The organism is Chitinibacter sp. GC72 (assembly GCF_009760905.1).
In the GTDB taxonomy this organism is placed as follows: domain Bacteria; phylum Pseudomonadota; class Gammaproteobacteria; order Burkholderiales; family Chitinibacteraceae; genus Chitinibacter.
The window spans coordinates 190,865-203,287 of record NZ_VIRW01000001.1; the positions used below are offsets into that span (position 1 = coordinate 190,865).

Annotated in this window: 13 protein-coding genes and 1 tRNA gene; 5 read left to right on the forward strand and 9 right to left on the reverse strand. The window is 54.2% G+C overall.

What is annotated here, in order from left to right; all coding sequences use genetic code 11:
- Positions 1 to 50: 50 nt before the first annotated feature.
- Positions 51 to 557, reverse strand: coding sequence for a hypothetical protein (locus FLS37_RS00815; protein ID WP_157314025.1), 507 nt, complete (start codon positions 555 to 557; stop codon positions 51 to 53).
- Between the two features lie 181 nt (positions 558 to 738).
- On the opposite strand from FLS37_RS00815, the gene FLS37_RS00820 reads away from it, so the two are divergent.
- A tRNA-Leu gene (locus FLS37_RS00820) sits at positions 739 to 823 on the forward strand.
- Positions 824 to 946: 123 nt separating this feature from the next.
- Here the strand turns inward: FLS37_RS00820 and FLS37_RS00825 are convergent.
- The 6 genes from FLS37_RS00825 to FLS37_RS00850 all read right to left on the reverse strand — a co-directional run bounded on the left by FLS37_RS00825 (position 947) and on the right by FLS37_RS00850 (position 7,620).
- Positions 947 to 2,233 carry a DASH family cryptochrome gene (locus FLS37_RS00825; protein ID WP_157314026.1) on the reverse strand — a complete coding sequence of 429 codons (1,287 nt, stop codon included), beginning with the start codon at positions 2,231 to 2,233 and terminating at the stop codon, positions 947 to 949.
- 22 nt (positions 2,234 to 2,255) lie between these two features.
- The gene (locus tag FLS37_RS00830) at positions 2,256 to 3,245 is read right to left on the reverse strand and encodes an NAD(P)/FAD-dependent oxidoreductase (RefSeq protein ID WP_198314433.1); all 990 of its coding nucleotides are present in this window, start codon (positions 3,243 to 3,245) and stop codon (positions 2,256 to 2,258) included.
- 23 nt (positions 3,246 to 3,268) lie between these two features.
- Complete coding sequence (locus FLS37_RS00835; RefSeq protein WP_157314027.1) at positions 3,269 to 4,804, reverse strand: cryptochrome/photolyase family protein; 1,536 nt, start codon at positions 4,802 to 4,804, stop codon at positions 3,269 to 3,271.
- On the reverse strand, positions 4,801 to 5,028 hold the full coding sequence (locus tag FLS37_RS17035; protein ID WP_308418700.1) for a DUF2256 domain-containing protein: 228 nt from the start codon (positions 5,026 to 5,028) through the stop codon (positions 4,801 to 4,803). The genes FLS37_RS00835 and FLS37_RS17035 overlap by 4 nt, the downstream gene beginning before the upstream one ends.
- A 369-nt stretch (positions 5,029 to 5,397) precedes the next feature.
- Positions 5,398 to 7,176 carry a glycoside hydrolase family 18 protein gene (locus tag FLS37_RS00845; RefSeq protein ID WP_157314029.1) on the reverse strand — a complete coding sequence of 593 codons (1,779 nt, stop codon included), beginning with the start codon at positions 7,174 to 7,176 and terminating at the stop codon, positions 5,398 to 5,400.
- Between the two features lie 117 nt (positions 7,177 to 7,293).
- Positions 7,294 to 7,620, reverse strand: a complete 327-nt coding sequence (locus tag FLS37_RS00850) for a DUF2325 domain-containing protein (protein WP_157314030.1) — start codon at positions 7,618 to 7,620, stop codon at positions 7,294 to 7,296.
- A gap of 268 nt (positions 7,621 to 7,888) precedes the next feature.
- Between FLS37_RS00850 and FLS37_RS00855 the strand changes: the two genes are divergently transcribed.
- The 4 genes from FLS37_RS00855 (at position 7,889) to FLS37_RS00870 (ending at position 11,177) form a co-directional block, all read left to right on the forward strand.
- A complete protein-coding gene (locus tag FLS37_RS00855; RefSeq protein WP_157314031.1) occupies positions 7,889 to 9,082 on the forward strand; it encodes a Re/Si-specific NAD(P)(+) transhydrogenase subunit alpha in 1,194 nt (397 codons plus the stop codon).
- Positions 9,070 to 9,441: a proton-translocating transhydrogenase family protein gene (locus FLS37_RS00860; RefSeq protein ID WP_255446396.1), complete on the forward strand. Its 372-nt coding sequence runs from the start codon at positions 9,070 to 9,072 to the stop codon at positions 9,439 to 9,441. Before FLS37_RS00855 ends, FLS37_RS00860 begins: the two co-directional genes overlap by 13 nt.
- Positions 9,442 to 10,809 (forward strand): NAD(P)(+) transhydrogenase (Re/Si-specific) subunit beta, encoded by a 1,368-nt coding sequence (locus FLS37_RS00865; RefSeq protein ID WP_157314032.1) that lies wholly within the window; start codon positions 9,442 to 9,444, stop codon positions 10,807 to 10,809.
- 173 nt (positions 10,810 to 10,982) lie between these two features.
- Positions 10,983 to 11,177 (forward strand): Lar family restriction alleviation protein, encoded by a 195-nt coding sequence (locus tag FLS37_RS00870; protein WP_157314033.1) that lies wholly within the window; start codon positions 10,983 to 10,985, stop codon positions 11,175 to 11,177.
- Between the two features lie 71 nt (positions 11,178 to 11,248).
- Here FLS37_RS00870 and FLS37_RS00875 read toward each other — a convergent pair whose 3' ends face one another.
- Together FLS37_RS00875 and FLS37_RS00880 are read right to left on the reverse strand one after the other, a co-directional pair.
- Positions 11,249 to 11,719 carry a DUF3592 domain-containing protein gene (locus tag FLS37_RS00875; protein WP_157314034.1) on the reverse strand — a complete coding sequence of 157 codons (471 nt, stop codon included), beginning with the start codon at positions 11,717 to 11,719 and terminating at the stop codon, positions 11,249 to 11,251.
- Between the two features lie 42 nt (positions 11,720 to 11,761).
- Positions 11,762 to 12,268, reverse strand: a complete 507-nt coding sequence (locus FLS37_RS00880; protein ID WP_157314035.1) for a DinB family protein — start codon at positions 12,266 to 12,268, stop codon at positions 11,762 to 11,764.
- Between the last annotated feature and the right edge of the window lie 155 nt (positions 12,269 to 12,423).

The following is a 12,423-nucleotide window of genomic DNA, read 5'->3' on the forward strand; positions in this document are numbered from 1 at the left end:
CAATTTGTCAGCGGCAGCTCAACTTTACCTGCTGCGGGCAGCAGGTAGATTTAGACCTGCTCTTCGGCAATATGCAGCTCGATTTCAACGTTTTCAGCCGAATACTGAATCTGTGCCAGCAATACCGCATCAACGCGGTTGGCAAAACGGCGCAGCGGGATAGAACGCTCTAGCGCAGGACCCATTTCCGAGCGGAATTCTTTCACATACTGCAGCGCGCCAACGTGATCGCTTTCCAGCTCATCTTCGTGATCGCTCACAATGCTTTTCACCTTTTTGCGGATTTCTTTGAGCTCTTTAAACAGCTCGCTCGATACTTCGCACAAATCGGCAAACTGCAAAGACACATCCACCACGCTACCGGGCACCAGAAAACTCGCCAGGGTTTTTGAGCTATTTTTCAGCAATTCAAGCTGCTGATCATCAAAAACCAACTGCAAAGGGAAATACTCTTCCGAAGCTTTTAAAGCCTGACGAATACCATCATTGCTGCGCAAAGCTTCCGGCAATTTACTGCTCGCACGGGCGTTCACCACATAACGGGTTTTGGTGCTCATTACATTCTCCAAATAAAGTTGGGATAAAGTTTATAGCGAGAGTGTGACGCCGCTTTTAATATGCATCAAGTCCGATCAGATGATTCCGATTATTTTCAAACAGGGCTAGACAAGGTGGGGCGGATTCGTTAATATTCGCCTCCTCTGAATTGCATACCTCATTAGCAATTCATCGTGATGTGCGCGATTGGTGGAATTGGTAGACACGCAGCGTTGAGGTCGCTGTGCCGCAAGGCGTGCGAGTTCGAGTCTCGTGTTGCGCACCACAAAAAACATAAACCCCGAAAGTTGAAAAGCTTTGCGGGGTTTTTTGTTTTTCGATTTTTTTCGGCTTGGGTACTATCGAGAAATTCTGTGTGGGCCGCCTAAGGAAGTCCAAATCAGCGATATTACAAATCGAGCCACAGCTTGATATAGGCTTGATCCGGGTCATACATTGTCGCTTGTTTTTCGATATTGAAGCGACGGTTTGGTCTGGGGTCGGTGCCTAGTCCGGCCAGATACAGCCAGTTGCCCTGATTGCTATATACATCGTAATCAAGCAGCTGCGCTTCGAACCAGGCCGCACCTGCGCGCCAATCGCATTGCAAATCATGAATCAGATAGCTAGCAACATTTTGCCGCATGCGGTTGGATAAATAAGCGGTGGCAGACAGCTCGCGCATGGCGGCGTCGATGAATGGCTGGCCGGTTTCGGCCTGACACCAGCGCACGAATCGCTCAGGGTGATGCGGCTGCGGCAAGCGCCCTTTCAGGCCGCCAGCGCGATAAAGCTGAGCACCAAAGCGCCAATGCAGCAGGCGGAAATAATCGCGCCACAGTAATTCAAACCAGATCCAGTAGGTGCCGTCATTGGCACCTACTCGCGCTTCGTGCGCTCGCAAGGCCTGCGCAATTTGCCGGGCCGAGATCGCCCCCGTAGCCAGCCACGGCGAAAACTTGCACGAATAATCAGTGCCGATCAAGCCATTGCGCGTTTGCTTGTACTGATCGGCCAAACCGCAGGCAAAGTAGCGCTGCAGATGCGCTAGCCCACTGCTTGCCCCGCCGCGCCAGGCTGCGCTGGCATACGGAAAAGCACTGCGAAAATCGGCAAAGGGCTCGCCATACAGCGTCGGCCAATCGATTGCGGGATAATCATAAATTTGCGCTGGTGCGGGCGGCAATGCGCTAGGCGCGACCAAGGGCGCGGGTAGCGCCATCCCTGCCGCCTCCACTTGCTGGCGAAAGGCGGTAAAAATCAGCGGCAATTGTTCGGGCGCGAATGGCAAGCTGGCAGGATCCAGCATGCTCGATTGCCACACGGTATGCAGTGGGCAATTTTGCACGCGCAATGCCTGACATTGCGCGATTTCTTCAGGTGCCAAAATTGCTTCGCAATAAATCGCTTGGGCGGCCAAAGACTGCATGAGCGCGGGCAATACCTGCTCGGGCTTGCCGTGGAGAATCAGCAGCTGTTGCCCCAGCTGCTGGCATTGCGCGGCCAGATCTTGCAGGGTATCGGCCAAAAATGCTTTTCTGTGCTGGCCTACGCGAGCAAACCCCCACACCGTATCTTCTTCGACTGGCCAGCAATACACCAAAGCCAGCTGATCCGCTTGCGCACAGGCTTGCTGCAGCGCCGGATTATCAGCCAGCCGCAGATCATTCCGAAACCAGTAAATGGCAGTCCGCATCTTTTTACCCCGTTGGATCGATTCACTGCGCGGCGCTGGCCAGCAATGCTTCGGCCGCAGCCAGCCCGGATAAATACGCGCCCTCAACGCGCCCCCCTTCCAGCCAGTCGCCCGCCAGCATCAGGCCGGATGTCGCCTGCTGCGGCGCTGGCTGCTCGCAGCTTCCGCGTGCATAGCGCCAGCGATGCGCAGCGACGTAGGTGAATTCGGCTGTGGGCAGCTCCCAGCATTGCAGCAAACGGCTGAACTCTGCACTGAGCAATTGGCTGACAGCTTCAGCTGATTGCTCTAGCTGCGCCTGCGACCACTCGGGGGTAGCATGGAGTACCCAGTGCTCCCCAGCGCGGCCCGCTTTACTGCTATCGTGCGCAATCCAGCCCAGCGGCCCGCTATTGATAAACGCCCCAGCAAAAGGCAGTTGAATCGCTTGCGCGCAACTCACCATCACCGCCCAGCAAGGCTGCATCTGTGCCTGCGCAGCCAGCGGGCGGGCAGGATGAGCCGTTGGAATCAGCTTGGCGGCTTGCGGTGCGGGGATCGCCAGCACCACTTGCGTAGCCAGCCAACATTGATCAGCCGCCCTCACCTGCCAGCCCTGCGCGTGCGCCTGCAGTGCATCGACTTCGATATTGGGCAAGACCTGCAGTTGCGCGGCCATCTGCCGCAAAGGCGAGTTCATCGCAGGCATACCGACAAAACGCTGCTGCGGCGAGCTTTCACGCAGCGTTTGCCCATCCCAGGCATACACCGGTGTAGTCCAGGCGCTGACCACCCTGGCTCGTAGCCAATGTGCCACTTGGCGACGAAAAGCGGCTGAGCGCGCAGTGAAATATTGTGCACCATGATCCCACTGCGCCACATCAGTGCGCCGGGTGGCCATCCGCCCGCCAATTCCGCGTGATTTATCCAGCACCAGCACTCGCCTGCCCGCGGCCTGTAGCCGCTGCGCCGCACTGAGGCCAGCCATCCCCGCGCCGATCACAATCACATCCCATTTTGCATCTGCCTGCACGCGTAACCCTTTTTTACTAATGCTCACAATTGATCAATTTGCTGTAAATACTGCTCGGCCTGCTGCAAAGTGGCTTGCTGCTCCTCGGGCGGCATCTTGCGCCAGGTTTGGTAAGTCATTCCCGAGCGAGGATTATTTTGCAAGCGCGGCGCATGGCGCTGATGAAAATGCCAGTACAGGCTATTGAATGGGCATGCGCCCTCGCCATGGCGTAGCTTGGGCTGATAGTGGCAGCCCTTGCAATAATCACTCATTTTGCTGATATAGCTGGCCGATCCGGCATACGGTTTACTACCGAGCAAGCCGCCATCGGCATACTGGCTCATCCCGCGGGTATTGGGCATTTCAACCCACTCAAAAGCATCAACATAAATCCCCAGATACCAGGCATCGACCTGATCAGGATCTATCCCGGCCAGCAGCGCAAAATTGCCCGTGACCATCAGCCGCTGAATATGGTGGGCATAGCCCAAAGCCAAAGACTGATCAATTGCGTGTTTAAGGCAATTCATCCGCGTCTGACCATCCCAATACCAGCGTGGCAAGTTGCGCTGATGCTCCAGCACATTGAGCTGCGCATAGCCGGGCATGCGCGCCCAATACACCCCGCGGACAAATTCACGCCAGCCCAAGATCTGCCGCACAAACCCTTCCACCGTCGAGAGCGAAACGCGCCCGGCGGCAAATTCATCCAGTGCGGCATGGATCACCTCTAAGGGGTGCAGCAATTTCAGATTGAGCGCAAACGAAATACCGGCATGAAACAGCGTGGGCGAGGCGGTACTCATCGCATCCTGATACGCGCCAAAATGCGGCAAGGCCTGCGCCACAAACGCCGCCAGCGTTGCTTTGGCCTCGCTACGGCTGATTGGCCAGCCAAAGTTCGCCGCCTGTGGCTCGCCGATGGTTTTAACCCCGGCCGCCTCGATGTCCTGCCACACGGCACTTAAATCTTTGGGATGCGCCAGCCAGGCCGGTGCAGGCGGCTGGCCAGACCAGCGTTTGCGGTTATCCTGATCAAAATTCCACTGCCCACCCAGCGGCTGGCCGTGCTCATCGAGCAAAATTTGATACTGCTTGCGCAGCGCACGGTAAAAAAACTCCATGCGTGGGATCTTGGTCGCAAATTGCTGGCTGATCGCGGCGCGATCAACTAGAAAATGCTCGCTATCGACGACCTTAACCGCAATGCCCAGCTTATCCTGCGCCGCTTGAAGCATCGCCTCCACGCGAAACTCATCGGCCTGCTGCCGCTCCAGCTGCGTGATCTGCTCACTGGCAACCAGCTGGCGCAAGTTCTGCATGAAATCCTGCTGATTATCGGCGTCACCAATTTTGAAATACCGCACCCGACAGCCCGCTTGCCGCAAAGCCTGCGCAAAACCGCGCATCGCCGCAAAAATGCCTAGCACTTTTTGCGCATGATGCCAGGCGTAATCAGTTTCGCTGCGCAGCTCCATCAGCACATACAGCACATCGCTACGGCCGCGCTCAGCAGGCGAAAACCAGCTATGCCGGATATTGAGCTGATCGCCCAATAGCAATCTGAGCGTACTCATTCCACACTCCTGCGCTTGGCGCACCGAACGCTGCAGTACTTCACCGCCTCCCAGTTCTTTTCCCACTTCTTGCGCCAGGCAAAAGCACGCAAACATACCGGGCAGATCTTTTGCGGCAAATTGAGTTTATGATGCGCCATAGCGTTTTTAATCCACAGGGGTATATAACCAGAACCCAATATTTCAAATAGTCTTGAGGCAATACATGGGTATGTATCTGTCATCTATTTCGAGAATCGAGCTGTGATGAAGCGCATCGAAACGCCCAAGTACAACACCGTATCAACGCTGCTGCACGTCATCAAAGCACAAAGATACCACTTGGTAGGAAAAAACACCAATCGGTAAATTTAATACAATACTTCCAATACTTTATTTATTTGGGGATTTGAATCAGATTGATCTGGGCGTTCTATAGGAAAACCCGATGATAAAACTCGATAAATCTTGCGCCGGACTGGTGGGGGATGTCTGAACGATCCGTTTCTGCATACAAAAAACTCGGGCAGCGCGATGGCTGCCCGAGTTTTTATGGAAAGTGCCGATCAATGCACGTCACCCGAATAATTCCCGGGCAGCATGGCATGTGTGGCTTACTTTTTGATCATGCCTTTATAAATCGTATCGACCAATTCGGCATCAGGGGTGTCTTGCGATAATTCCCAAGCCATAATACCGCCCAGCTTTTTCTTTTTGGCAAATTCGATTTTTTCTTTCAGCAATTGCATGTCATCATAGACCCAGACGTCTTTGTCATTGACTTTCCAAACTGCTCGCGTTTTTTCATCGCGGTGAATTGTGCCTGGCAGAGTTTTCAGATAAGAATAAGGTGCAACACCGGTTTCCAGCGGCCCTTTGGCTTTGGCGATCACAGGTTGGTAAAGACCGTTATTTTGCATGCTACTCACTGTCCAACCATAGCCATAGAATGGCACGCCCAAGACGATTTTGTTGGCAGGCACACCGCGACCCAGATAATCATCAACCGTGCTATCCACCGCCACACGATCTTTTGCGCCACCGATCAATGTTGCATGATGTCCTGTAGTAGACGACCAAGGCCCGGTGAAATCGTAGGTCATCAGATTGATCCAGTTCAACGATGTCACAATCTTTTCCAGCTCGATTTTTTCTGATTTGCTCGTTGCAGCAGGGGCAGCAATCGTGAGCAACAGACCGGGCTTGACTGCATCAATCTGCTTGCGAAATTCAGCCAGTAGTGCCGTGAAATTCTGTGTGTCTTCTGGCCGGACGATGTTGCCATCGTTGCCTGCCGAAGCCGGGTATTCCCAGTCAATATCAAAGCCATCAAATACGCCAGCGGCTAGGCCCGGAACGATTTTTCCAGTTTGGTCAGGTACATCCCCCTTGAGGTAGGCATCAACGCAAGATTTAACGAACGCAGCGCGATTTGCAGGCAGAGCCGCATCGGAGAAATGCTTAGACCAATTCCAGCCACCAAGACTGATCACTACTTTTAGCTTGGGGTATTTTTTCTTAAGCTGTTTGAGTTGATTCCAGTGGCCAAACAGCCCCTTGTCACCTTTATCTTCCTGACCATCGAGTGTGTAGGCGGCATCAATCGGATTCCAGTAATCATCCCCCGCTGCACCTACGCCCTCCTGATCCACCCCGACTACACATCGATTATCTTTGACGTTGCCAAAGGCGTACTCAAGCACGGTGATCTTGTCAGCAGCGCCGCTTGTATCGAGATTTTTTACATAAAACTGAGTTGAATGCTTGGCCCAAGCGGGGAAATACATCACCGACTGAGGCGATGCAGGCCCTGGTGCACCACCCAGAATGGGCGTAACGGCAGGCGTTTTGGCTTCTTCAGGTTTGCCCGCTTCCAGACTAATCAGTTTCAGGTTATCAATGTAGGCGTCTTTACCCTGACCTGCTGCTGAGTCCCACTGCTCCCATTTGATATGAAAATCAAAGCGGGCACGAAAATCGAGTTCGTAATGCTCCCACTTGTTTGTGTCTTTCAAGCGATCAGGAAAACCACTGGCCGTGCTGGCGATCCAGTATTCCTTGCGGCCCGGGGTGGCCTCGTCAATGCCCAATGTACCGCCACAATTTCTTTTGCAGGTGCCTAGATAATCAAAAACAATTTTGTACTTGCCAGCCGGGAATTTTTGCTTGGTAAAAATATCACCAATATTCACTGGCTTATTAAAGCGCGCGGCTTTATTTTCCGGGTTGAGTGGGTCTTGTTCGATTGATGTGAACATCGGGGAATCAGCTTCGCCGCCCAGCCCAACCCATTGGCTCAAATCTTTATCAAAGTTGTCTTCAAATACCACGGTTTGCGCCTGTGCAAAAGCAGAAGCCAGCAACATGGGCATTAGTAGTTTTTTCATCATCATTTCCCCTCCAAGGTAACTTTTACGCTGCTCAAAGGTTAATGGATGACCGAAAATTAGACGAGTTTTAATCTCGAAGTGTCAGATTTGTAGCACCCTTTTTCCTGACTACACAGAGGCTTATTTGCACTTCTTGCGCTTTGGGCATTCGGTGCAGTCGCGGACTTCATTGAGCTTTTCCAGACTTTGGCTCAAGGCACAGACCGAGCGGCGGCAGGCGACGAAGCGCACGTTCTCTTCATTGGCCAGATCGCGATACGCCTTCATCACGTTGTGGCTCAGAAAATCGGTGAACAGAATCAGCAAATCTGCGCCATTCAAGCTGGGTGGTTTGCGCTGATGAGCCACATTGCGCCCGCTGACGTGTTTTTGCACGGCAATGCCGTGCTGCGCCAGCACTTGCGGAATATTGCCCAGCACATCGGCTCCGACTAGGTATGCGTTCATTCTGATCACCTTGTAAGTTTTAAATAAGATGAGAATGATTATCATGCAAATGCGAATTATTATCAATAGCATTGTATGAAGATTTGATGTCGAACAAATTTATGCACCAAAAGCAGCGCCAATCCCTCAGGTATTTCCCTGACTTGTTTTGCATCAAACAGCCCCGCGCCCGCTTCGGGCTAAATAAAGCCCGCTGTACAGGGCATTTGTCCACATGCCTACCAGCTCCTACCCGCTTATTTCGCCAGCCTAAAAGGATAAGAAAACGATGCAGATCGTGGTGCCAAAAGAAACGCTGCCGGGGGAAACCCGCGTGGCCGCTTCGCCCGATACGGTAAAAAAACTGGTGCAACAAGGCCATCAGGTGCTGGTTGAACACCATGCGGGCCTTGCCGCCACATGGTCTGACGAGCATTACCTAGCGGCAGGCGCCGAGATTGCAGCAGATACTACCCAGCTGTATCGCCATGTAGCGCTTATCCTGAAAGTCAACCAGCCCAATACCCATGAAATCGCACTATTCCCATCGCGTTCGGTATTGGTGGCGCACATGCATATCCATCGCTTTGAGTCGCTGGCGCAATTAGCACAAAAGCACATTGATACTTATGCACTTGAACTCATTCCGCGCATTACCCGCGGCCAAAGCATGGATATTTTATCCAGCCAAGCCAATATCGCGGGCTACCGCGCGGTGCTGCTCGCCACACACTATTTCCCGCGCTTTATGCCGATGTTCATGACCGCCGCCGGCTCGGTGAAACCCGCGCGCGTGCTGATACTGGGCGCTGGCGTTGCGGGCTTGCAGGCGATTGCCACCGCGAAACGCCTTGGCGCGATTGTGGAGGTATTCGACGTGCGCCCCGCCACGCGCGAGCAAGTGGAATCGCTGGGTGCGAAATTTATTGAAGTTGAGCTCAATGCCGAAGAGCGCGCTGCGTTTGAGCACACCGGCGGCTACGCCAAAGAAATGTCGGACGACTATAAAGCGCGGCAAAGCGCCTTGATCGCGCAGCAAGCAGCCAGCGCCGACATCATCATCACCACCGCGCTGATTCCGGGCAAAGCAGCGCCTGTCTTGATCACACCTGAAACCGTCGCGGCGATGAAACCCGGCTCGGTGATTATCGACTTGGCAGTCGCTGCGGGTGGCAATTGCCCGCTGTCGCGTAGCGACGAAGTCGTGAAATCCGACAATGGCGTCATCATCGTTGGCCACGCCAATTTGCCCGCGCTGGTCGCCACCGATGCCTCGGCGATGTTCGCGCGCAATGTGCTGACCTTCTTGGGCTTGCTGCTCAATAAAGACGGCCAATACACGCCGCAACTCGACGATGAAATTATCAAAGCGACGCTTGTTACGCATGCTGGCAGTGTGTATTTCTCTGCAGATCAGGTAAATAAAGCCGCAACAGCACATACCCCCACCCAAAACCTTGAGGAATCTCCATGTCAAGCCTAGCACTGGCAGCCTCTAACGCAGCGCATCTTCCGCTCAGTGCGGTGCACGACGCTGCGGCCACCGATCCCTTTATCGCCAGCCTGACGATTTTCGTGCTGGCGATTTTTGTCGGTTACCACGTCGTTTGGAACGTCACGCCCGCACTGCACACGCCGTTAATGGCGGTGACGAATGCGATTTCCGGCATTATCGTCGTCGGCGCGATGCTGCAAGTGGTCGATATCAACGCGCAGCAAATTACGCTGACCAGCGTACTCGGTGCAATCGCGATTTTCCTTGCCAGCATCAATATTTTTGGTGGTTTTTTGGTCACGCAGCGCATGCTCGATATGTTTAAAAACAAAAAAGGGGCGAAGTAAATGGCTAATCTCACTGCCCTACTCTATTTAGTCGCTGCGGTGCTGTTTATCCTGTCGCTGCGCGGCCTGTCGTCGCCAAAAACCGCCCTGCGCGGCAATCTGTACGGCATGGTCGGCATGGCGATTGCGGTGTTGACGACGTTTTTTGTCGCCAACAAACCCGTCGTTTGGCTGATCGTCGCGTCGATGGCGGCTGGTGCTGTGGTTGGCGCGTATAAAGCGCGCACGGTGGCGATGACGGCGATGCCGGAATTGGTTGCCGCAATGCACTCGCTGGTTGGTTTGTCGGCGGTATTGATTGCCGTCGCGGCGGTTTTCCACACCGGCGTCACGCACACGGGCGCGCAGCAAATCGAGCTGTTTATCGGCGCGTTTATCGGCGCGATTACCTTTACCGCCTCGGTCGTCGCCTACGGCAAGCTGTCGGGCAAGTTTGGCGCACGCGCGATTAACTTTAACGGCCAGCATCTGCTGAATTTAATTTTGGCGATTGCCATGGTCGGCTTGGGCTTTGCCTTTTACGCCACCGGCAGCGAAGCGGCGTTTTTAATGATGCTGGCGATTGCCTTGGCGCTGGGCGTGCTGCTGATTATTCCAATTGGCGGCGCGGATATGCCCGTGGTGGTGTCGATGCTGAACTCGTATTCGGGTTGGGCGGCGGCGGGCATTGGCTTTACGCTGAATAACCCAGTGCTGATTATCGCGGGCGCTTGCGTCGGCGCGTCGGGCGCAATTTTGTCGTACATCATGTGTAAAGCGATGAACCGCTCGATTGTATCCGTCTTGCTCGGCGGCTTTGGCGCCGAAGTTGCGGCGGGCGGCGCGGCAGGTAGCGGCAAGAAAAACTACCGATCAGGCTCGGCGGACGACGCGGCCTTCCTGATGGAAAACGCTGAAAAAGTCATCATCATCCCGGGTTATGGTCTGGCCGTATCGCGCGCACAGCATGCGTTGCAAGAGCTGACCGATTTACTGACCGAGCGCGGCGTGGATGTGCGTTACGCCATTCACCCGGTGGCGGGCCGCATGCCGGGGCATATGAATGTGCTGCTCGCCGAAGCCGAAGTGCCGTACGAACGCGTCGTTGAGATGGAAGAAATTAATAGCGAGTTTTCTAGCGCGGATGTTGTTTTAGTAATCGGCGCGAACGACGTGGTTAACCCCGCCGCGAAGAACGACCCGAATAGCTCGATCTATGGCATGCCGATTTTGGACGCGTACAAAGCCCGCACCGTGATGGTGGTCAAACGCTCAATGAGCGCGGGCTACGCGGGTCTGGATAATGATCTGTTCTACATGGACAAAACCATGATGGTGTTTGGCGACGCGAAAAAAGTCGTCGAGGAAATGCTGCAAGCCGTGCATTAAATAATAAGAAAAGTTCGCTCAGGGAACTTTGGCCGCTGATTGCCTGGCAGTAGATTTGCTGAGCACATCAGCGGTTTTTATTGCTCACGGATAAATCAGGTGAATTAAGCGCTGAAATTTCAGCGCCAACGCGCTATCCTTAGCAGCCTGATTGTGTAGCGAAAGGCCAAAGAATGAGCGACCAAGCACCCGTAGTAAGCCCCCAACTCTGCCCCAAATGTGGCGCACCGGCTGAACAGCATAAAGCCGGTTCAAACCGTTTTTGGGTGCAATGCAGCAAACTAGGTAAAAATGGCAATTGCAGCGCCATTAGCCAGCAAGGCAGCAATAAAAAAGAAGCCATCGCCAACTGGAATAAACTCAAATAAACCCAGGGAGGTATTGCTCTGCAGCCATAATACAGCAAGCTCTGCATGGCAATACCCTGCCCGATATTTGCTTAACGCACCCGGTGCAAGCAGCCCCTTAACCCCACCAGCAGTAGCAAAGCCCCCAGCAGGCCAGCGGGTGCCCAAGGCATCCAGTCCAGTAGATTGCCGCGCCGGATCATGGCTTGTTGCGGCTGGTATGGATCGTAGAGCACCGCCACATCACTGGGTACACCGCCGGCGTATTCGCGGCTATTCCAGTCGGTAAATTCAATCAGCTGCGTATCCAGCCGAAACTGCACCACCGCTTTAAACCAAGGCGCATTGCTGGAGCGAACGGGCGCCACAGCCTCATAACGCACAATCTGCCCGCTGATCGATTGCCCGCCCAGCAGCAAAGTAGCGCGCTCGAAGCCGGTGTGATACGCCAGCAGCAGCAATAACACGCCCAGCCCCAGCTGCAGATACACCCCTACACGGGTATATGCCCGGCCAAAACGCAGAATCTGATCGCTGCTGTTATCCCTGCGGTGCTCTGCCATATTGCCTCCAGCTGGTATCCAGTGACTGGGGTTTTCAATCGCTCAGGTGGCGTTGAGCATCGGCAACATCGGGATATCGGTCACCCCGACATCCAGCCCGAACTGCTTGAGCAAGGTACCCACCTGCCCACGGTGATGCGTCTGATGGTTAAACAGATGCTGCACCTGCACCCAGCGCGGGATGGTCTGGGTAAAACCATACATTTTGCTGGTCCAGGTCACCGGCTCGTTGAGCCAATCTGCGCTTAAAGTTGCAGCCCACTCAATTAGTCGCGCATCCAGCGCGATGCGTGCCGCGTGCAGATCGGCAAAGTGCCCATACAGCAGCTCTCCCGCCGGGCTGGCAGGCAAAGCCTCGCCCGTAAAGCGCGACAGCCAGACCAGATCTCCCCACAGAATATGATCCAGCGTTGCCTGCACCGAGCCAAAAAAAGCCCCGCGATCAGCCATCAACTGTGCAGTACTCAATTGCCCGGCAGCGGCATACACCTGCTGGTTTTGCCACTGGTTATACGCCGCCATCAGTTGCGGCATGGAGCCTTGAAACATCGCGTGTCCTTATAATTCGGGAACGATTATCCAATCAGTGCAGCAGCAATCAAGCTGGCTAGTGAAGCTAGCCAAGCAGTGCAACCCATTTCACACGCCAGCGATTCAAAGAAGGTATATGGCTAAAGAGCAGTCAATAATTAGTCTACAGCCAT

Bases quoted from the DNA above. Each gene is read 5' to 3' on its own strand.
- FLS37_RS00825 (WP_157314026.1), bottom strand. From the start codon at position 2,233: ATGCGGACTGCCATTTACTGGTTTCGGAATGATCTGCGGCTGGCTGAT.
- FLS37_RS00880 (WP_157314035.1), bottom strand. From the start codon at position 12,268: ATGTTTCAAGGCTCCATGCCGCAACTGATGGCGGCGTATAACCAGTGG.
- FLS37_RS00815 (WP_157314025.1), bottom strand. From the start codon at position 557: ATGAGCACCAAAACCCGTTATGTGGTGAACGCCCGTGCGAGCAGTAAA.
- FLS37_RS00875 (WP_157314034.1), bottom strand. From the start codon at position 11,719: ATGGCAGAGCACCGCAGGGATAACAGCAGCGATCAGATTCTGCGTTTT.
- FLS37_RS00865 (WP_157314032.1), top strand. From the start codon at position 9,442: ATGGCTAATCTCACTGCCCTACTCTATTTAGTCGCTGCGGTGCTGTTT.
- FLS37_RS00855 (WP_157314031.1), top strand. From the start codon at position 7,889: ATGCAGATCGTGGTGCCAAAAGAAACGCTGCCGGGGGAAACCCGCGTG.
- FLS37_RS00870 (WP_157314033.1), top strand. From the start codon at position 10,983: ATGAGCGACCAAGCACCCGTAGTAAGCCCCCAACTCTGCCCCAAATGT.
- FLS37_RS17035 (WP_308418700.1), bottom strand. From the start codon at position 5,028: ATGACAGATACATACCCATGTATTGCCTCAAGACTATTTGAAATATTG.
- FLS37_RS00860 (WP_255446396.1), top strand. From the start codon at position 9,070: ATGTCAAGCCTAGCACTGGCAGCCTCTAACGCAGCGCATCTTCCGCTC.
- FLS37_RS00835 (WP_157314027.1), bottom strand. From the start codon at position 4,804: ATGAGTACGCTCAGATTGCTATTGGGCGATCAGCTCAATATCCGGCAT.
- FLS37_RS00845 (WP_157314029.1), bottom strand. From the start codon at position 7,176: ATGATGATGAAAAAACTACTAATGCCCATGTTGCTGGCTTCTGCTTTT.
- FLS37_RS00850 (WP_157314030.1), bottom strand. From the start codon at position 7,620: ATGAACGCATACCTAGTCGGAGCCGATGTGCTGGGCAATATTCCGCAA.